Consider the following 19,988-nt stretch of genomic DNA (forward strand, 5'->3'; position numbering starts at 1 on the left):
GCTATGGAGTGGTCCTGGCCCCGCGGCTCGCCGCGTTCGGGCCACGCCGGAGCGGCAGAGTGAGTCCGCCAGATGTTCCACGGCGCCCGTCCCCAGCGGGAACAGGCCAAGCCCACAGGCCAGCCCGCGCGACCGAGGCGCGGGCTACCTGGGGGGGATTCAATGAGCGTCGGGGAGCCCCGACCTACCGGGCATTGCCTAGGTCGCCCCCGCGCAGCTGAGGCGCGGGACGTCTGGGTTTCATGCGCATCGGGGCGTGGCCCACGATATGTTTCAGGCGGAACCGATCAGAACGGGATGTCGTCGTCGGCGAAGTCGTCCGCGGGCGGGGCCGACTGCTGCGGCGCAGGCTGCTGCCGGCGCGGGGCGTAGTCCTGGCCGCCGCCGCTCTGGCGCGGCGGGGCCGAACGCTGAGGACGGTCGCCGCCCATGCCGCCGCCACCGCCTTCGCCGCGGCCGCCGAGCATCTGCATCTCATTGGCCACGATGTCGGTGGAATACTTCTCCACGCCGTCCTGGCCGGTGTACTTGTCGTAGCGGATCTCGCCTTCGACATACACCTGCGAGCCCTTGCGCAGGTACTCGCCGGCGATCTCGCCGAGCTTGCCGAAGAACACCACGCGGTGCCATTCGGTGCGCTCCTGCTGGTTGCCGTCGCGGTCCTTGCGCACGCTGGTGGTGGCCAGGCTGATGCGGGTGATGGCCATGCCGGCCTGGGTGTACTTGGTGTCGGGATCGTTGCCGAGGTTGCCGACGAGGATGACTTTGTTGACGCCGCGAGCCATAGGGTTCTTCCGTTGGGAGATGTCACCCGCCGGATGCGGGCCTAGCCATTGGATTATAACGATCCGGCCCGGGTCTGTCGGCCAGCCGGCCGGCATCATGTGGGACTAATCCGGCGCCCCCACCTATAATCCTCGGATGCCAACGGCCCTGAACGCATGACCCTCGCCGAAGACCTTCGTCCTGCCCTGGACCTTTCGCAGATCCAGGCCCTCGCCGCGGCCGACATGGCCTCGGTGGATGCGCTGATCCGTCGCCGCCTGGCCTCCGACGTGGTGCTGATCAACCAGATCGCCGACCACATCGTCTCCGCCGGCGGCAAGCGCCTGCGGCCGATGCTGGTGATGCTGGCCGGGCACGCCTGCGGCGGTGCCGGTGCCGACCACCACCAGTTGGCGGCGATCATCGAGTTCATCCACACCTCCACCCTGCTGCACGACGACGTCGTCGACGAATCGGACCTGCGCCGCGGCCGCAGCACCGCCAATGCCCTGTGGGGCAACGCGCCCAGCGTGCTGGTCGGCGACTTCCTGTATTCGCGCAGCTTCCAGCTGATGGTCGAGCTGGACACGATGGCGGTGATGCGGATCCTGGCCGACACCACCAACCGCATCGCCGAGGGGGAGGTGCTGCAGCTGCTGCATGTGCACAACCCCGATACCGACGAGGCCGCGTACCTGCGCGTGATCGAGCGCAAGACCGCGGTGCTGTTCGCCGCCGCCACCCGCCTGGGGGCGCTGGCCGCTGGTGCCGACGAGACGCTGCAGCAGCAGCTGTACGACTACGGCATGAACCTGGGCTACGCCTTCCAGATCGCCGACGACGTGCTCGACTACACCGCCGATGCCGCCGAACTGGGCAAGAACCTGGGCGACGACCTGGCCGAGGGCAAGGCGACGCTGCCGCTCATCCATGCCATCGCCTGCTCCGATGCGCAGCTCTCCTCGCGGCTGCGCGGGATCGTGCAGGACGGCGATGCCACGGCGATGCCGGAAGTGCTGGCCGCCATCGAGGTGGCCGGCAGCCTGGACTACAGCCGCCAACGGGCGATCGAGTATGCCGATGCCGCCGAGCGATCGCTCGCCGGACTGGACGAGAGGCCTGCGCTGGCCGCGTTGCGCGGACTCGCCCGCTATGCGGTGGAACGCAGGTCGTAGTAGCGCCGAGCGCGCCCGACGGCTGGCCGCGAGGGCGCTCGCCATCGTCGGGAATGCCCCAGCGGAGCAAGCTCCGCTCTACGATAGGTGCTGTCCTGCACCGTAGCGCCGAGCTTGCTCGGCGGCCGTTCTTGATGTCCCGGCACGCCATCTACCCCTCACGTCGACCGCACGGGGCCGGCCTGCGGACTCCCCAATGGCCACATGCTCAGGTTCGGCCGCGCGCCTGCCCGGGGGTGATGCCGAAACGGCGCTTGAAGGCGGTGGAGAAGTTCGCGCTGCTGCCGTAGCCGGCCCGCTGCGCCGCCATCGCGATGCTGGCGCGTCCGCGGGCGAGCAATGCGTAGGCCTCCCGCATCCTGCGCTCGCGCAGGTAGGCGAACACGGTGGTGCCATAGGCGGCGCGGAACTCCAGTTGCAGCGAGGTGGTGTTGATGGCCACGTGGCGGGCGATCCGCTGCAGATCCCAGGCATCGGCCTGGCCGCTGTCGAGCAGTTCGCGCAACGCGCGCATGCGCCGCTGCTGGCGCGGCCCCAGGCTTGGCGACTGCGGCGATTCCCGGGCGATGACCGAGCAGGCTTCCAGGACGATATCCAGGCAGCGCGCCTCCAGGTGAAGTGCGAGCAGCCCGGCGGGCAGCGGTGGCGGCCGCAGGATCGCATCGGCAGCGACCAGCGCCTGGCCCGACGGCGTCCACGGTGCCTGGGACATGTGCCCGCGAAGGAACGCCTTCAGCCTGCGGCCGGCGTCATGCCCATGCAGCCCGGCCGACTCGATCCATTCCGGCTTCAGTGTGATGGAAACCTTGCGCTCGGGCCGGCCGGCACGCCAGCGACGCCGGAACAGGTCCGGCTCGGCCAGGTTCACCAATGCGCCGAAGTTGCCGGCCCGCATCGCCACCTGTTCGCCGAGCGGCCCCAGTCGGAAGCTGTGGCTGCCGTAGCCCACTTCGGTGGCGCCATCGACCAGCAGCACGATCTTCACGCCGGGTGCGAGTTCGGCCTCGCTCTCCAGGTCCTGCAGGTCGCGGGCCTGGGTGCAATGCAGCACCAGTCCCGCGCGCAGCTCGCGGGTGAAGGTGCGCCCGGCGAGCAGCGGCAGGTCGGCGGCAGGCTCGCGACTGAAGCGATAGCCGCCACCGATCAGATCCATGCCCATCAGCAGGTCGTCACGCCTCACGATGCCGGACATTTCCACTCCCCCCGATTCTTTCATTGCGCAAAGGATTTCCTGCGTGGTGCAAACCCGGTGCGCCGAAGCAGCGGCTAGATTAGCCGCCTTCACTCACAAACGCGAACGAATTTCATTCGCGCGACAGATTCGTCCAGTCCGGAATTCCCCATGCCCCCTTTCCTTCGCCTCTCTCCGCTGGCGCTCGCCTGCATGGCCTGTAGCCTGCCCGCCCTTGCTCAATCCAGTGCGGATCCGGTCAAGCAACTCGACACAGTCGTGGTCACCGCCTCCGCCGCCGGACAGACGCTGCGCGAGGCCCCGGCCAGCATCACCCTCATCGACCGCGAGGAACTGGCGCTCAAGCCGGTCATGGACCTGGGCCAGCTCCTCGGCTCGGTCGAAGGCGTCACCCTGCAGCGCTCGGGCAACCTCGCCCCGCGGGTGCAACTGCGCGGCCTGGATGCGGCCTACACGCTGATCCTGATCGACGGCAAGCGGGTCAACTCGACCAGTGCGTCGTTCCGTGGCAACGACTACGACACCGGCTGGGTGCCGGCGGAAATGATCGAGCGCATCGAGGTCGTGCGCGGTCCGATGTCCTCGCTGTACGGCTCCGACGCGATCGGCGGCGTAGTCAACATCATCACCCGCCGCATCGGCGAAGCCTGGCATGGCAGCATCGGCGCCGACTACATCCGCCAGCAGGACCGCGATGCTGGCGACACCCGCAAGGGCACCTTCTCCGTGAGCGGCCCGCTGGTCGCCGGCAAGCTGGGGCTGAAGGTCTACGGCAGCCGCGACGAACGCGATGCCGATGGCGCGGTGAACGACTCCGGCCAAGCCGGCATGCCTTATAACGAGAACCGATCCGTCCACGCGACCGTGGCGTGGACACCCAGCGAGAACCACGATCTCGACCTGGGGGTGGACGACAGCTACCGCGACCACGACGGCTTCGAGATGAAGCGCCAGACCGGCTCGCTCACCTGGCGCGGCCGCTACGATTTCGGCAGCGCCGAGGCTATCGCCTACCGCGACCGCACCCGCAACCTGACCGGCAGCATCAGCGGCGAGATCAACCCGAACCGGTCGCTGCTAACCTCCGCCAGCGGCAAGCTGACGCTGGATACGCTGGAACGGCAGACCCTCACCTTTGGCGGCGAGGTACGCAAGGAGGAACTGCACGATCCGGCCAACCTCGGCGGCTGGCCCGGCAGCGATGGCTACGGCCAGAATCCGGACACCTCGGTGCAGCAGGAGGCGCTGTTCGTCGAGGACGAGATCGTCCTGCACCAGGACCTGAGGCTGACCCTCGGCGACCGGTTCGACCACCACGAGAACTTCGGCGGGCACCACAGCCCGCGTGCCTACCTGGTGTGGAATGCCGACGAGGCGATCACGGTGAAAGCCGGCTGGGCGCGCGCCTTCCGTGCGCCGACGCTGCTGCAGAACAGCCCCAACTGGGGTTCGGTGTCCTGCGGCAGCGCCACCACCGGTTGCTACGTCATCGGTTCGACCGATCTCAAGCCCGAGACCAGCACCAGCTACGAGCTGGGCGTGCTGATCGACCGGGGACGGTGGGGCGGCGGCTTCACGCTGTTCCGCACCGACCTGGAGGACATGATCGACATCACCAGCCGCACCCGCGACACCGCACTGGCGCCGAGCTATCCCAACTTCGTCGGCTTCCTCGCCGATGGCCGGCCGATATTCGCCTACCAGAACATCGCCCGCGTCCGCACCCAGGGCCTGGAGGCCAATGCCCGCATTCTCCTCGGCGAGGACTGGAGCGTGCGCGCCAACTACACCTACCTGGACGCCACCAACCTCAGCTACGACACCCCACGCCCGATGGTCTACAAGCCCGAACACTCGGCCAACGTGAACCTGCAATGGCAGGCCAGCGAGCGGATCGGCCTGGGCCTGCAGGCGCGCTACGTCGGCAGGCAGTACACCTCGGTCTACGCCAACGCCGCTAACAACCTGTCCAAGCGCGGTTACGTGCTGGCCGACCTGACCTCGAGCTGGAAGCTCGGCCGCCACCTGACTTTGCGCGCCGGCGCGCTCAACCTCGCCGACCACAGCGTCGACCGCGACAACAGCAGCGACTACAACGAGGAAGGCCGGCGCTGGTACGCCTCGATGACGGCGAGCTTCTGAGCATGTGTCCGCACCTGTTGGCCGGATTGCTGCTGTTCTCCTGGAATGCCGCTGCGTCGGAGTTCGTGGTCGAGGCGGCCGCCGGTTCACTGGTGACCGGGACGCTGGCCGCGCCGGTCGCCGACGCGCCGGCGCGCGCATTGCTGCTCGATGCCAGCGGCCGCCACGTACGCGCGTTCGAGATGACCGAAGACGGCAGGATCGACTACCAGTTCGTCGCCGGCACGGCCGGTCCGTACCGCCTGCGTCCGGAAACGGCGGCACTGCCATGGCAGGACCACCGCGACCCGCCACACGACCTGGCCGCGCTGGAATTTCCGGTCGCCGATGCGGTACCCGCCGATCCGCGCCTGCGGGCACTACTGGCCCTGCCGGAAGCTGCGCGCGCGGAACGGATGCCGAGGTTCTGGCAGGAGGTCCATGCGGCGGGAACGCCATTGCACACCCCTCTGGCATCCGGGCTGGTCAGGCTCACCTTCCTCTGGCGCGGCCAACCCGATACCCGCAACGTACGCCTGTACTGGCCGGCGCAATCGGCCAACCTGCGGCCGTTCTCGCGACTCCCCGCCACCGACCTGTGGTTCCTGGAGCTGGAGGTGCCCGCCGGCACCCGCGCTTCCTACCGGATAGCGCCCGACGTCCCGGCGGGCGAGCGCAGGCTGATGCGGCGGATGATGCGCGCCAGTGCGCAGGCCGATCCGCTGAACCCGTCGCGCTGGCGGCGCGACCCGCGTGACGGCGAATACGACAGCGATTCGCTGCTGGCACTCCCGGGCTCACCAACGCAGCACTGGACCACCGCCGTACCGTCCACGCTGCAGGGCCGCGTCGAGGAGCACCGCATCGCCAGTGCGCGCCTGGGCAACAGCCGCCGATTGAGCGTCTATCTTCCCCACGGCTACGCCGAAAACAGCACCTATCCGCTGCTGCTGGTGTTCGACCGCCAGGCCTATCTGCGCGACGCCGCCCTGCCGGCGACACTGGACAAGCTCATCGCCGCCGGCCGGATACCGCCGCTGATGGCGGTGCTGATCGACAACTCGTCCGCCGAGGCGCGGGCGCGCGAACTGCCGTGCAATTACGAATTCGCCGCGTTCATGACCGACGAACTGCTGCCGTGGCTGCACCGACACTGGACGCTGGAACGCGATCCATCCCGCGTGGTGGTGGCAGGTGCCAGCTACGGCGGACTGGCGGCGGCGTGCCTGGCCTGGCGCCATCCGCAGCGCTTCGGGCGCGTGCTGGCCCAGTCCGGCTCGTTCTGGTGGGGGCCGGCCGCACTGGATGCCGACCCGGCTGCGAACGGCGGCGGTTGGCTGGCCCGGCAGTTCGCCGAGGCGCCACGCTCGAACCTGTCGTTCTACCTGGAGGCCGGCCTGCTCGAGATCCGCCGCCGCGGCGACTCCAGCCAGGGCATCCTGGAATCCACCCGCGAACTGGCCGAGGTACTGCGCCGGCGCGGCTACCCGGTGCAGTTGCACGAATATGCCGGCGGCCACGACTATGCGGTCTGGCGCGAAGGCATCGCCGAAGGACTGATCGCCCTGTTGGGCGGCGATTGAGCCTGCATGATTCACGTAGGGCGCGCATCGCCGCCTCCAAAACCCACTGCGTGAAGGAATGCTGGCCGTAGCGCCGAGCTTGCTCGGCGACTGTTCGCGAGGACGTTGGCCATGGTCGGGAATGCCCCAGCGGAGCAAGCTCCGCTCTACGGGTTTTCTTCGAGCGGCCATCGGCACCATCCGTATGGATACTCCGATGCCCGTTTCACCAACCCTGCTCGAATGGGATTGGTCACCACATACAGGGCCAGGCAACGCTGGTCTTCGTCGTCTCGCACGCGATGATCGTAGAAGCCCGGTTGCCATATCCGGCCACGGCGACGCAAGGACGCATTGATTGCCTGCGCGGATCGCGACTTGTACGACTGCATGCAACGGCTGAGGGAGTCTTTGTTCAGGGCGAAGAGCCAATGCAGGTGGTCCGGCATCAGGACCCAGGCAAGGCTGTGCATCCAGCCGTCGCGCTCGTGACGACGGATCTCGTCGATGGCCGCGACAGCGGCCGTTTCTTCCAAGAACAAGCGCCTCCTAGAGGATGCCACCGTCGTCACCATGTAGACGGCGCCGGGTAGGGAATGCCTTCCTATCAGCAGGTTCGGACTGGCCATGCACGAATCCTGCCCGTCGTCTCGGGCCCTGAAACATGCGGCTCCCCCCCTCGCCGGTGTCGGCCAAGGCAACGGACGCACGTAGGGTATCGCCTACCAAGGTAGCACCGAGCTAGCTCGGCGGCTGTTCGCGAGGACGTTGGCCATGGTCGGGAATGCCTCAGCGGAGCAAGCTCCGCTCTACGATGTAGCGGTTCCTTCCGTCGTAGCGCCGAGCTTGCTCGGCGGCCGTTCGCAAGGACGTTGGCCATGGTCGGGAATGCCTCAGCGGAGCAAGCTCCGCTCTACGATGTAGCGGCTCCTTCCGTCGTAGCGCCGAGCTTGTTTGGCAGCCGTTCGCGAGGACGTCGACCATGGTCGGGAATGCCCTAGCGGAGCAAGCTCCGCTCTACGATGTAGCGGCTCCTTCCGTCGTAGCGCCGAGCTTGCTCGGCGGCTGTTCGCGAGGACGTCGACCATGGCCGGGAATGCCCCAGCGGAGCAAGCTCCGCTCTACATCCGGGCGGTTGGGGTCAGGCTATTCCCAGGCCGGGAATGGCACTGATCACATGCGGGTCGAAGCCGGCCAGCTCGGCGAAGTGGCGGCCGCGGGCGACGTAGTCCTTGTAGGCGCCGAAGCTGGGAGCGCCCGGCGACAGCAGCACCACGCCGCCCTGCCCGCCCAGTGCGTGGCGCGCCAGCGCCACCGCCTCGGGCAGGTCGCGGGCGGCATGCAGGCCGAAGCCATCGGCATCCGCCACCGTGGCCAGCAGGTCGTGGATGCGCGGGCCGTTCTGACCGGGAATGCCCGCCCCCATGGTGACGATCTCCAGCGGGGCCTGCCGTGCCATTGCCTCGGCGAAGCCGTGCCAGTCGAGGCCGCGGTCGTGGCCGCCGACCAGCAGCGCGATGCGCTGGCCGCGGAAGAACTCCAGCGCCGCCAGGGTGGCGTGCGGGGTGGTGCTGATCGAGTCGTTGACCCAGGTAATGCCCTCGCGCGTGCCCAGCGTCTGCAGGCGGTTGGGCAGCGGCCGGAAGCTGCGCGCAGCCGGTGCCAGCGCTACCGCGTCCAGCCCCAGCGCCTCGATCGCCGCCAGCACCGCGCACAGGTTGCCGCGGTTGTGGCGCCCGGGCAGCGGCAGGTCGGAGGTGTCGAGCACCACCTGTTCGCCGCGGTGCACGACCTCGCCGCGCAGGTGCCAGCCGTCGTCGCGGTTGAACCAGTGCACCCGGCTGCGCGGCAGTTGCAGTGCCGCCAGGCGCGGATCGGCAGCGTTGAGCACGGCGATGCGCGGGGCCGCGTCGGTGACCAGCGACAGCTTGTCGGCGATGTAGCGTGCCTCGCTGCCGTGCCAGTCCAGGTGTTCGGGGAACAGGTTCAGCACCAGCGCCAGCTGCGGCCGCGCGCCGCTGCGGGCGACTTCGCCGGTCTGGTAGCTGGACAGCTCGATCGCCCACCAGTCCGGCGCGGGCTGCGGATCGAGTGGCGACTGCGGCGAATCGAGTGTGTCCAGCAGCGGCAGGCCGATATTGCCCGCCAGCCCGACGCGCGCGCCGCCGGCGCGCAGCAGGTGCGCCAGCAGCGCGGTGGTGGTGCTCTTGCCCTTGGTGCCGGTCACGCACACGGCGTTGGCGACGAAGCCGTCGGCGTCGGCGTGCTCGGAGAACCACAGCGAGGTGCCGCCGAGGAACTGCGTGCCGTTCGCCGCCGCGGCCCGCGCCTCCGGCCTGTACGGGCTGATGCCGGGCGACTTCACCACCACCTCGAAGCGCGACAGCGCCGCGGCGCTGGCCTCGGTCTCGATCGCCAGCGCGCCGCCGGCGTCGGCCTGCGCCGCGGCGGCCTCGTCGGGCCGGCAGAACAGCGTCAACGGCAGCCGCGGCAGCCGCGCATGGATGGCGCGGAAGGCCGCATGGCCCTCGCGGCCCCAGCCCCACAGCGCGACGCGGCGGCCCTCAAGCTGCGAAATTCGCACGCAATTGCTCCCACAGCGAGGCCGGGATGCGGTGTTCCTCGTCCAGCGCCAGCAACGGCTCGATCGCCAGCTCGGCCGGATCGAGCTGCGGGGCGATCTCGCGCACGAAGCGCGCCACCAGCGCGTCCTCCTTCCACTCCGGTCGCGCGGCCAGCGTGGCCATCGCCGCGCGCGACTCGCGGCCCTCGCCTACGCACTCGAACGGCTTGTGGTCGTGGAACTCCAGCAGCGCATCAAAACCACCGGCCTGCGAGGCGTCGTCGAGCAGGTTACGGCCGAAGATGCCCACCAGCCGGGTCTTGGGCATGAACGGCGCCAGCGCCAGGAACACGAAGTGGCACTTCGGGCAGACCCCGCACCAGCGGTGCGCCGGGCGCTCGCCGAGGATGTGGAAGTTGCGGTTGCAGCTGGAGAAATGCGCGTCGTAGCGGTCGCTCCTGGCGAACTGGCGCGCCACCGCCAGCTCCGACAGCGGCCGCAGCAGCGAATAGTAGTGCAGGTCGGCGGCGATGCGCTGCTCGACGTACTCGCCGAACGCGCGCTCGAACGCCCAGCCCTTGGACCACTGGTGGTTGACCTCGCCGGTTCCCGGGATCTGGCTGCCGTAGCTGGCCGAGCGCTCGTTGGAGAACACCACCTGGTCGGCATCCACCAGCAGCGCGGCCAGCACCAGGATCGCCGAGTTGATCGCGGTCACCGGGATGTGGCCGTTCCACGCGCCCTGGCGGTTGAGTTCGAACAGCTCCGGCGCCAGCTGGCGGCCGATGTTGAGCAGCGGCAGGCCGGTGCGCTCGGCGCAGGCGCGGATCAGCTGCGAGCCGCCGATCCAGGCCACCGTCTGCGCCACGCCGGCGCCGCGCAGCGCCTCGATGCTGACCAGCGAATCCTTGCCGCCGCCGATGGCGGTGAGCGCCTGCGTGCGCAGGCCCAGCACCGGCGCCGGCCGTTCATTCCCTTCCTCGCCGACTGCACTCCCCCCCCTTCTCCCGCCTGCGGGGCTGGGCACCCTCGGGATCGAAGGTGCCCGAAGGGCGGATAGGGGCAGATCTTCGGGCGGTTCAGCGTCACCCTCGCCCCCGCCCCGGCCCTCCCCCGCAAGCGGAGGAGGAAGCGGCTCCACGGTGGCCGGGAAGCGGATGCGTCCGCGCAGGTTGAGCCCGTTGCGGTAGGCGAACTCGCCCAGCCCGTTGAGGTAGACCTGTTCCAGCAGCGTCGCGGTCGCGGCATCGATGGCATAGCCGTCGATCTCGATCAGCGGCGGCACCGCGGCCTTGTAGTAGCTCACCCCGGCGATCAGGTGCAGCAGCCGCAGCGCGCGCTGCACCGCCTCGGCGCGTGCGCCGCCCAGCTCGAACGGCGCCCCCGGGATGGTGATGGTCTCCACCAGCTCGGGGCCGTCGTCAAAGGCATAGACCAGCTGCGCCACGCCGGTGTGCGCGTCGAACGCGCAGCGGACGAAGCGGAAGCGGGCGATAGTGTTCTTGTCGAAGACGCTCATGGTGTGTCCGGTACTGTATCCGTGCTCAGGCGGGCCGATGTCCGCGCGGCCATCGGCGCGGCGCGCTTTGCCGTGCCGCGGTCATGGCGAAGATGCATCGATGACCTCCTCCTTCGGCAACGCGCGCTGGTTGTAGGTGGAGGCCATGACGTAGCCGTAGGCGCCGGCGTCGGCGATCAGCATGACGTCGCCCGGCGCGGTGGCGGCCGGCAGCGCCACGCGGCGGCCGAATACGTCGGAGGACTCGCAGATCGGCCCGACCACGTCGAACAGGCCGTCGCGCGGCGCGTCCAGGCGGTCGAGGTCGACGATGTCGTGCCAGGCGTCGTACAGCGCCGGGCGGATCAGCGTGTTCATGCCCGCATCCAGGCCGACGCGGCGGACGCCGTCCTTGTCCACCACCTGGGTGGCGCGGGCCAGCAGCACGCCGGACTCGGCCACCAGGAAGCGGCCCGGCTCGATCGCTACGCGGAAGGCCGGGTGCACCGCCTTCATCTCCGCCAGCCCGGCACCCCAGGCGTCCAGGTCGAAGGGTTCGTCGTCGTCGCTGTACGGGATCGGCAGGCCACCGCCGATGTCCAGCGTGTGTACGCTGCCGATGCGGCGGGCGAAGCCGGCCAGCTCGTCGTACATGCGCCGCCAGTGCTGCTTGGTCTCCACGCCGCTGCCCAGGTGTGCATGCAGGCCGGTGATGCTGATGTCCAGCGCGCGCGCGGCCTCGACGAACTCGTCCACGCGCGCGGCCGCCAGGCCGAACTTGGAGGCCTTGCCGCCGGTGTTGACCTTGGCATGGTGGCCGTCGCCATGGCCCAGGTCGATGCGCAGCCACAGCTCGCGGCCGCGGAACACCTGCGGCCAGCGCTGCAGCGCCTCGATGTTGTCCAGGGTGACCTGCACCCCGAGCGCGAACGCGGCCTCGTATTCCTCGTGCGGGGCGAAGCTGGGGGTGAACAGCACCCGCCGCGGCGACAGCTCGGGGATGGTGTCGAACACCCGCCGCAGCTCGCCCAGCGACACGCACTCCAGGCCAAAGTCCTCGGCCACCAGCGCCTCCAGGATCGCCGGGTGCGAGTTGGCCTTGATCGCGTAGTAGCGCTGGTCGACCGCGGCCACCGCCTTGAGCTGGCGCGCCCGCTCGCGCACCGTCGGCAGGTGGTAGACGTAGCGCGGGGTGCCTGCCTCGGCGAGCTTGAGCAGATGCTCGCGCTCGCCCTTCCACCACGGCACCGGTCGCGGCCGCAACTGGCCGATGATCTCGCGCCAGCGCGGGCCGAACACCTGGCTCTCGTGCACCGGCATGGCGCCGGAATCGATCAGCTCGTCGTGCAGGATCGGCAGCAGCCCGTCGGCGGCGGCCTCGTCGATGACGAAGGTTAGGTTCAGGTCGTTGGACGACTGCGAGATCATGTGCACGCGCTCCTTGCCGAACGTGGCCCACACGTCCGAGAGCTTGTGCAGCAGCGAGCGCATGCCGCGCCCGACCAGGGTGATCGCCGCGCACGGGACGATGACCTTGACCCGGCAGATCTTCGCCAGGTCCTCCGACAGCGCAGCCAGCACGTCGGTGCTGACCAGGTTCTCGCTGGGGTCCAGCGACACGGTGACGTTGGTCTCGGCCGAGCCGATCAGGTCCACCGACAGCCCGTGCTTCTTGAACAACGCGAACACGTCGGCCAGGAAGCCGACCTGCTGCCACATGCCGATGCCTTCCATCGACACCAGCACGATGCCGTTGCGGCGGCTGATCGCCTTGACCCCGGGCACCGGCTCGGCGTCGCCGTCGATGCTGGTGCCGGGCATGTGCGGGCGCTCGGTGTCCAGGATCGCCATCGGCACGCGGCCGTCACGGCACGGCTTGATCGAGCGCGGGTGCAGCACCTTGGCGCCGGTGGTGGCGATTTCCTGCGCCTCGTAGTAGTCCAGCCGGGTCAGCAGGCGCGCGTCCGGCACTTCCTTGGGGTTGGCGCTGAACATGCCGGGCACGTCGGTCCAGATCTCCACCCGGCCGGCGCCGAGCAGCGCGCCGAAGTAGGCCGCCGAGGTATCCGAGCCGCCGCGGCCGAGGATCGCGGTGCCGCCATCCTGGTGCCGGGAGATGAAGCCCTGGGTGATCAGCATGCGCGTGGGCTGGGCGTCGAAGCGTGCCTTCCAGTCCGCGGCGGCCTGCCACTGGCAGTTCACCGACAGCCGCTGCGACCACTCGCTCTGGCTGGGCTGCGGCGGCAGCGCATCCAGCCACTGGCGCGCATCCATCCAGCCGAAATCCAGTGCCAATGTGCGCAGGTAGGCCGCGCCCAGCGTGGAGGACAGCAGTTCGCCCTGCCCCAGCACCTCGGCCTGCCAGTCCAGCGGGCGGCTGGCGGCGCGCGGGTCGTCGAGCAGCGCCTGCAACGCCGCCAGGCGCTCGCCCAGCACCTGCGCGTCCAGTTCCAGCTCGGCCAGGAACTCGTGGTGGCGGCGTACCAGCGCCTCCACCCGCTCGCGGCTGTCGGCGGCGCCGTCGGCGATGGCGGTCAGCTCGTTGGTGACGCCGGACAGCGCCGACACCACCACCAGCACCCGGGCGCCGGTCTCCTCGGCCCGTTTCTTCGCCAGTTTCCCGATCGTGTCCCAGCGATGACGACGCGACACCGAAGTGCCGCCGAACTTGAGGACGATCCAGCGATCGACGGAGGTGGGAGCAGGCATGTGAGGTTGATTCGGGGGAAGTCGAGGGAGAAGGATGCAGAAGAACGCCCGGCATGCCGGGCGGAACCTGTGATTCTATGCCAACCTTGCCTGCTTCCGTGGCCCTGTTTTCCCCTGCAACCATGCGCCAGCGCCGTTACCTGCAAGTGGACGTGTTCGCCGCCCGCCCCGGAGCGGGCAATCCGCTGGCGCTGGTGCTCGACGCCGAGGACCTGGACGCCGCCGCGATGCAGGCGCTGGCGGCCTGGCTGGGCCTGTCCGAGACGGTGTTCTTCCTGCCGCCGGACGAGCCCGGCGCGGACTACCGCATCCGCATCTTCACCCCGCGCATGGAGCTGCCGTTCGCCGGCCATCCCAGCGTCGGCGCCGGCTGGGCGGCCATCGAGACCGGCCTGGCCACCGCCGGCAAGCTGACCCAGCAATGCGCCGCCGGGCTGCTGCCGGTGCACGTGGGCAGCGCGGCGGGCCAGCGCGTGGTCGCCGTGCGCAGCCCCAAGGCGCAGCTGCTGATCGCCGCGCCGCCGACGCTGCCGCCAGCACTGGCCGCCATCGCCGCGGGCGAGCCGTCGCTGTGGAGCAACGGCCCGGAATGGTGGCTGCTGGAGGTCGCCGACGAGGCCGCGCTGCGCGCACTGCAGCCGGACATCGCCGCCATCGCCGAGCTGCCGCGCAGCGGCAAGCTGGCCGCATTCGCGCTGGCCGACGGCGACGGCTACCAACTGGTGCTGCGAGCGTTCGCGCCCGCAGCCGGCGTGGCCGAGGATGCGGTCACTGGCAGCGCCAACGCACTGGTGGCCGCATTGCTGCAGGCGCAGCGTCGCCTGCCCGGCCGCGACGGACGCTACATCGCCAGTCAGGGCCGTGAACGCGGCCGCGACGGACGGGTCGAGATCCACGTCGACAGCGACGAGGCGGTATGGATAGGCGGGCTGGTCCAACCGGTGATCGAGGGCCGCCTGCGCTGGTAGCCGCTGACGCCGGGAGCGGCGGCCGATAAGCTGCATGGCTCCCCCGATCCGGTCAGCGCCATGCCCTCACGCCGTTTCCTGCAACTGGATGTGTTCTCGCCCCGCCCCGGCGCCGGCAATCCGCTGGCGGTGGTGCTCGACGCCCAGGGCCTGGACGATGCGGCGATGCAGGCCATCGCGCGCTGGACGCGGCTGCCGGAGACCACCTTCGTGTTCCCGGCCGCCGATGCCGCGGCGGACTATCGCATCCGCATGTTCAGTCCGCAGAAGGAAGTCCCGTTCGCCGGCCATCCCAGCGTCGGCACCGCCCACGCCGTGCTCGAGGCGGGCCTGGCCACGCCGCGCGACGGCCTGCTGGTGCAGGACGGCATCGCCGGCAGGTTGCCGTTGCGCGTGGATGAGCGCGACGGCCGGCGCAGCATCGCCATCCGCACCCCGCGCGCGGCGGTGGCCGAGGTCGCCCGCGCGGACGATGCGCGGCTGGCCGCTGCCCTCGCCGGCTGGCGGCTGGGTGTGCTGCCGCCGGCACTGATGGACGGAGGACGCCGCTGGTGGCTGGTGGAACTGGCCGACGAGGCGGCACTGCGTGGCCTGGCGCCGGACTGGGACGCCATCGCCGCGCTGGCCGAAGCCACCGGCAGCATGGGCGTGTTCGCCCATGCGCGCAGCCCGGGGCAGCCCTACGAACTGGCGGTACGCGCATTCGTCGGCAACGGCCGCCGCTTCGAGGATGCCGCCTCGGGCGCGGCCAATGCAGTGCTGGCGGCCTGGCTGGATGCCCGCCAGGCGCTGCCCGGCCGCGACCGGCGCTACCGCGTCAGCCAGGGCCGCGAGGTCGGCTTCGACGCGCAGCTGGACCTGGCGATCGACGACCACGGCGAGGTGTGGTCCGGCGGCCAGGTGCAGACGGTGATCCGCGGCAGCATCGACTGGTAGCCCCGGCGCGGGATTTCCACGGCGCCTTGCCGCGGCTCCGGCTATCGTCGCGCCATCTTCCATGGCCGCGGAGGCCCCATGAATCGCTGGCATGCACTGGCTTCGGCCTTTTTCCTGACCGCCGGGCTGGCGGCATGCGCCGCCTCGGCGCCGCCGGCCACGTCCGCCGCGACCCACGGGACACAACCTCCCGGCGCGGACCGGGATGCCCATGGCTGCATCGGTTCGGCCGGCTATGCCTGGTGCGAAGGCACCGGCACGTGCGAACGGCCGTGGGAGCTGGCCAGCCGGCAGGGCTTCGCAAATACGCGCGAGGCGTTCGAGGCCTACTGCGGCAAGCCCGCGGCGCGGTAGGCCGGACGCCTTGCGCTTCCACGCCTGCCGCAGGCTGGGGCCGGGCGCTCCCGAGCCGGTGCCCTTCAGTCGCTCGCCGCGCCGTCGTATACCGCCTTCCCGTCGACCCAGGTGGACAGCACCTTCAGCTCGTCCAGCTGCGACGGCTCGACCGCCAGCGGATCGCGATCGAGGATCACGAAGTCGGCGCGCAGGCCGGGCGCCAGCCGGCCCACGCGGGTCTCGTCGCGGCCGGCGAAGGCGGCATCGGCGGTGAAGCCGCGCAGCGCCTCGGCCGCGGTCAGGCGCTGGTCCGGCAGCCAGCCGCCGGGCGGCTGGTCGTCGCGATCCTGGCGGGTGACCGCGGCATGCAGGCCCAGACGCGGATCCGGCGATTCGACCGGGAAATCCGATCCCAGCGCCAGGCGCGCGCCGCTGTCGATGAAGCGTCGCCACGCATAGGCACCGGCAAGCCGCTCACGGCCCAGGCGCTGCTCGGCCCACGGCATGTCGGAAGTGGCATGGGTGGGCTGCATCGAGGCGATGATGCCCAGCGGCGCGAATCGCGGGATGTCGGCCGGCGCGACGATCTGCGCATGCTCGATGCGCCAGCGATGGTCGCTGCCGGCGCGGTCGCCGAGCACGCGCTGGTAGGTGTCGAGCACGATGCGGTTGCCGCGGTCGCCGATCGCGTGGGTGGCCACCTGCAGGCCGCATGACTGCGCCTGCGCCACCAGTTCGCCATAGCGCACCGGCTCGGTGACCAGCAGGCCGCGGTTGCCGTGGTCGTCGCTGTAGTCCTCGAGCAACGCCGCGCCGCGGCTGCCGAGCGCGCCGTCCATGAACAGCTTGACGCCCTGCATCTTCAGCCGCCCGCCCGGATGCTGATAGCCGCCGTCGCGGCACAGGTCGGCCAGCGCGTCCCGGTCGCCGTCGGCGTAGGCGTCGATGCGTGCGCTCAGGCGACCGCTGTCGGCGAAGCGGCGCATCAGCGCCAGGTCCTCGCGCGAGGTCCCCATGTCGTGCACGCCGGTCAGTCCGTCGCGCGCCATCGCCGCCAGCGCGCGCTGCAGGGCCTGTTCGCGATAGGCGTCGTCCGGCACCGGCAGCACGGCCTCGACCAGTTTCATCGCGCCATCGATGAACACTCCGGTGGGCGCATCACCGTCGCGGACGATCCGCCCGCCCTCGGGCTGCCAGTCGCCGGCAAGCGGCCTGGACGAGGCCTGCGCCACCAGTCGCAAGGCCGCCGAGTTCGCCCAGCCGGCATGGCCGTCGACGCGCTCCAGCCACACCGGCCGCGCGGGGAATGCGGCATCCAGGTCGGCCGCCGAGGGGAATTCGCCGCCCGGCCAGTCGTTCTGGTCCCAGCCGCCGCCCAGCACCCAGGCGTTGGCCGGCAGCGTGGTCGCGTATTCGCGCAGCCGCGCCAGGACCTCGTCCTTGCTGCGCGCACGGGTCAGGTCGGCCCGCATCAATGCGTAGCCCAGGTACATCACGTGGCCGTGGGCATCGATCAGCCCGGGCACCACGGTGGCCTGGCCCGCCTCCACGCGCCGCGCCTGCGGATAGCGCCGGGACAGCTGCCTGGCATCGCCCACCGCCAGGATGCGTCCCTGGTCGTCCCAGGCCAGCGCGGTGGCGGTGGGCCGCTGCGGATCGGAAGTGCGGATGGAGGCGGCGGTCAGCAGGCTAACCTGCGCCGCCGCGGCAGCGAATGGCAGCAGGCAGGCGCAGGCCAAGACGATCAGGCGTGGCGGCATCGATGGCATCCCCGGCGTTGAATGCCGGCCATGCTACCGCCACGCGGCATCGACGACGATCAGCCGGCCAGTTCGGCGTCCAGGCTGATCGGCACCGCGCTCAACGCCTTGGACACCGGGCAGTTCTGCTTGGCGTCCTCGGCGATCGCGCGGAAGCGCTCGGCATCGATGCCCGGCACCTTGGCCGTCACCTTCAGGCGGATCTGCGAAAGCTGCGGGCCGCCCTCCACCGACAGGTCCACGTCGGCGCGGGTGTCCAGCGCCGCCGGCGGGAAACCGGCCTCGCTGAGCTTGGCCGACAACGCCATGGTGAAGCAGCCCGCATGCGCGGCGGCGATCAGTTCCTCGGGATTGGTGCCCTTCTTTTCGCCGAAACGGGTGTTGAAGGCATAGGGCACCTTGTCCAGTACGCCGCTCTGCGGAGTGTCGAGCTGGCCCTGCCCGCTCTTGAGGTCACCTTCCCAATGGGCGCTGGCATGACGGGAAATACCCATGTGAAACTCCTTGCTTGGTTGGACGAATGTGCCAGCCTAGGGCCTGCCGCGTTACGCCCGTGTGGCAACAGCCGGCCGGGAAACCGGCGGCCGCGCCGACGCCGGGAGGCGGACAAATAGCCGGGCGGCAATGAACCAATGCGATTTTTTATGGGTATTTGCGCAATTTCCTATTGGCGCGACCCCGCACATGGCCTACATTTCGCCTTGCCGACGGTGGTCGGCGCGACCAAACACCAACCGTTCACGGAATCAGGAAATCATGGCAAAGACCGCTACCAAGGCTGCCCCCAAGAAGGCAGCAAAGAAAGTTGCAACCAAGGCCGCAAAACCGGCCGCTCCGAAGCCGATCAAGGAAGCCCTGAGCAAGTCGGGTCTGGTCGCGCACATCGCCGAGGCCACCGAACTGGCGGCCAAGGACGTGCGTGCCGTGCTGGCCGCCCTGGAAAGCGCAGTGCATGCCTCGGTCAACAAGAAGGGCGCCGGCTCCTTCACCCTGCCCGGCCTGCTGAAGATCTCCACGGTCAGCGTGCCGGCCAAGCCCAAGCGCAAGGGCATCAACCCCTTCACCAAGGAAGAGCAGTGGTTCGCCGCCAAGCCGGCGACCACCAAGCTCAAGGTTCGCCCGCTCAAGAAGCTCAAGGATTCCGCCGCCTGATCGCATTGCGGTCACAGCGGTTCGATTGCACAGCGAGACGGCCCAGCGCCGTCTCGTTGCGTATGGGCACGATGAGTTGACGCAGCGCTCAGCCGCGTCCGGCTATACAGGGGCTTGGTTCCTCCCCCGGTGACAGCCAGACGATGACGCAGCCCAACGGCCCGTCGGATTCTCCCGCCACGCCCTCGCTGGCCCGGCGCCTGCGCCAGGCGCTGGTGAGGCTGCTTGTGCTAGCGGTGCTCGCGGTGGCCGCTGCCTGGGCATGGAAGCAGCCCTGGCTGGACAGGCCACGCATGATGTGGACGCTGTGGCGCTCGCCGCCGCCGGCAGCGCTGGCGATGCCGGTGCAGGGCGTGCAGGCCGGGCGCGTCGCCGATACCTTCGGCGCCCCGCGCGGCAGCGATCGCCAGCACGCCGGCGTGGACATCTTCGCCCCGCGCGGGACCGCCGTGGTCGCGGCCACGTCCGGAATTGTCAGCAGCATCCGCGAAGGCGGCCTGGGCGGCCGCCAGGTGTGGGTGCTGGGTCCGGCGCTGGAGCGCCACTACTACGCGCACCTGGACGACTGGGCACCGGAGCTGCGCGTGGGCCAGGTGGTGAACCCCGGCGACCGGCTCGGCAGCGTCGGCGATACCGGCAACGCCAAGGGCACGCCGCCGCACCTGCACTACGGCATCTACGGCAGCCAGGGCGCCTACGATCCGCTGCCGCTGCTGCGCAATTCACGCTGAACCGGCGGCGCACTGGAACATAGCGTCGCAGCCCCGGCTATCGCGGTCACGCGTGCGCATGCCTATGGTGGCGGCACCGGATTTCCCGTTTCATCCCCACCATGGCCTGTTCGAAACAACGCTATCGCATCACCGCAAGCCCCATCGAGAGCAACGGGCTGCCCTGCAGCGGCCGCTGCACCATCGAGTTCGAACGCACCTGCGACCAGGACTGGATGCGCCTGCTCGAAGCCAGCCACCGCCAGCGCGGGCTTGCCGGCGACGACCGCGCCGCACTGACCATCGGACTGCAGCTGCTCAAGTCCCTGCGCCATCGCGGCGCGACGGCCAGCGAACTGCAGAGCCTGCAGCCGCAGCTGGATGCGCTGATCGAACGCATCCAGTCGCTGCCTTCGGCCAGCTGATTCCTGCACAGCCAGGGCAAGCGGAGCGCATCCGGCTGGACGATGTCCCGGGGGCGCTCCGCTTGCCCGGTTGCGGCTGTGCCCTCCAACCGCCGACCTGCCATCGGGCACCGCCG

17 protein-coding genes are annotated in these 19,988 nt (G+C 70.0%); 9 read left to right on the top strand and 8 right to left on the bottom strand.

The features are described 5' to 3' along the window. Nucleotides 1–287: 287 nt before the first annotated feature. Complete coding sequence (locus LRX76_RS12920; protein ID WP_231805872.1) at nt 288–785, bottom strand: single-stranded DNA-binding protein; 498 nt, start codon at nt 783–785, stop codon at nt 288–290. Between the two features lie 156 nt (nt 786–941). Between LRX76_RS12920 and LRX76_RS12925 the strand changes: the two genes are divergently transcribed. After that, a complete protein-coding gene (locus tag LRX76_RS12925; protein ID WP_231805874.1) occupies nt 942–1,940 on the top strand; it encodes a polyprenyl synthetase family protein in 999 nt (332 codons plus the stop codon). A gap of 208 nt (nt 1,941–2,148) precedes the next feature. Here LRX76_RS12925 and LRX76_RS12930 read toward each other — a convergent pair whose 3' ends face one another. Beyond that, complete coding sequence (locus LRX76_RS12930; protein WP_231805876.1) at nt 2,149–3,132, bottom strand: helix-turn-helix transcriptional regulator; 984 nt, start codon at nt 3,130–3,132, stop codon at nt 2,149–2,151. A gap of 258 nt (nt 3,133–3,390) precedes the next feature. Here LRX76_RS12930 and LRX76_RS12935 point away from each other — a divergent pair, with 258 nt between their 5' ends. Together LRX76_RS12935 and fes are read left to right on the top strand one after the other, a co-directional pair. After that, nucleotides 3,391–5,274, top strand: a complete 1,884-nt coding sequence (locus tag LRX76_RS12935) for a TonB-dependent receptor (protein WP_231805878.1) — start codon at nt 3,391–3,393, stop codon at nt 5,272–5,274. A gap of 2 nt (nt 5,275–5,276) precedes the next feature. Further along, a complete protein-coding gene (gene fes, locus LRX76_RS12940; RefSeq protein ID WP_231805880.1) occupies nt 5,277–6,836 on the top strand; it encodes an enterochelin esterase in 1,560 nt (519 codons plus the stop codon). 146 nt (nt 6,837–6,982) lie between these two features. Here the strand turns inward: fes and LRX76_RS12945 are convergent, their stop codons facing one another. The 4 genes from LRX76_RS12945 to LRX76_RS12960 all read right to left on the bottom strand — a co-directional run bounded on the left by LRX76_RS12945 (nt 6,983) and on the right by LRX76_RS12960 (nt 13,585). Next, complete coding sequence (locus LRX76_RS12945; protein WP_231805882.1) at nt 6,983–7,444, bottom strand: transposase; 462 nt, start codon at nt 7,442–7,444, stop codon at nt 6,983–6,985. A 512-nt stretch (nt 7,445–7,956) separates the two neighbouring features. After that, nucleotides 7,957–9,399: a UDP-N-acetylmuramoyl-L-alanine--D-glutamate ligase gene (murD, locus tag LRX76_RS12950; RefSeq protein ID WP_231805884.1), complete on the bottom strand. Its 1,443-nt coding sequence runs from the start codon at nt 9,397–9,399 to the stop codon at nt 7,957–7,959. Then, a complete protein-coding gene (locus LRX76_RS12955; RefSeq protein WP_231805886.1) occupies nt 9,380–10,897 on the bottom strand; it encodes an endonuclease domain-containing protein in 1,518 nt (505 codons plus the stop codon). The genes murD and LRX76_RS12955 overlap by 20 nt, the downstream gene beginning before the upstream one ends. 81 nt (nt 10,898–10,978) lie before the next feature. Then, nucleotides 10,979–13,585 (bottom strand): bifunctional aspartate kinase/diaminopimelate decarboxylase, encoded by a 2,607-nt coding sequence (locus LRX76_RS12960; protein WP_231805888.1) that lies wholly within the window; start codon nt 13,583–13,585, stop codon nt 10,979–10,981. Nucleotides 13,586–13,707: 122 nt separating this feature from the next. On the opposite strand from LRX76_RS12960, the gene LRX76_RS12965 reads away from it, so the two are divergent. From LRX76_RS12965 to LRX76_RS12975, 3 genes are all read left to right on the top strand, one after another. Further along, complete coding sequence (locus tag LRX76_RS12965) at nt 13,708–14,553, top strand: PhzF family phenazine biosynthesis protein (protein WP_231805890.1); 846 nt, start codon at nt 13,708–13,710, stop codon at nt 14,551–14,553. 60 nt (nt 14,554–14,613) lie between these two features. Further along, nucleotides 14,614–15,489, top strand: a complete 876-nt coding sequence (locus tag LRX76_RS12970) for a PhzF family phenazine biosynthesis protein (protein WP_231805892.1) — start codon at nt 14,614–14,616, stop codon at nt 15,487–15,489. A 78-nt stretch (nt 15,490–15,567) separates the two neighbouring features. Continuing rightward, nucleotides 15,568–15,843: a hypothetical protein gene (locus LRX76_RS12975; RefSeq protein WP_231805893.1), complete on the top strand. Its 276-nt coding sequence runs from the start codon at nt 15,568–15,570 to the stop codon at nt 15,841–15,843. A 65-nt stretch (nt 15,844–15,908) separates the two neighbouring features. On the opposite strand, the gene LRX76_RS12980 is transcribed toward LRX76_RS12975, so the two are convergent. Together LRX76_RS12980 and LRX76_RS12985 are read right to left on the bottom strand one after the other, a co-directional pair. Continuing rightward, complete coding sequence (locus tag LRX76_RS12980) at nt 15,909–17,585, bottom strand: amidohydrolase family protein (protein WP_231805894.1); 1,677 nt, start codon at nt 17,583–17,585, stop codon at nt 15,909–15,911. A 59-nt stretch (nt 17,586–17,644) separates the two neighbouring features. Then, a complete protein-coding gene (locus LRX76_RS12985; protein WP_231805895.1) occupies nt 17,645–18,079 on the bottom strand; it encodes an OsmC family protein in 435 nt (144 codons plus the stop codon). A 262-nt stretch (nt 18,080–18,341) separates the two neighbouring features. Here LRX76_RS12985 and LRX76_RS12990 point away from each other — a divergent pair, with 262 nt between their 5' ends. From LRX76_RS12990 to LRX76_RS13000, 3 genes are all read left to right on the top strand, one after another. Further along, nucleotides 18,342–18,737, top strand: a complete 396-nt coding sequence (locus LRX76_RS12990; protein ID WP_231805896.1) for an HU family DNA-binding protein — start codon at nt 18,342–18,344, stop codon at nt 18,735–18,737. A 143-nt stretch (nt 18,738–18,880) separates the two neighbouring features. Next, the gene (locus LRX76_RS12995; RefSeq protein WP_231805897.1) at nt 18,881–19,468 is read left to right on the top strand and encodes a M23 family metallopeptidase; all 588 of its coding nucleotides are present in this window, start codon (nt 18,881–18,883) and stop codon (nt 19,466–19,468) included. A gap of 101 nt (nt 19,469–19,569) precedes the next feature. Further along, nucleotides 19,570–19,872 carry a DUF3861 family protein gene (locus tag LRX76_RS13000; protein ID WP_231805898.1) on the top strand — a complete coding sequence of 101 codons (303 nt, stop codon included), beginning with the start codon at nt 19,570–19,572 and terminating at the stop codon, nt 19,870–19,872. The last annotated feature ends 116 nt before the right edge of the window (nt 19,873–19,988 follow it).

Origin of the sequence: Stenotrophomonas sp. MMGLT7 (genome assembly GCF_021168555.1) — a bacterium.
In the GTDB taxonomy this organism is placed as follows: Bacteria; Pseudomonadota; Gammaproteobacteria; order Xanthomonadales; family Xanthomonadaceae; genus MMGLT7.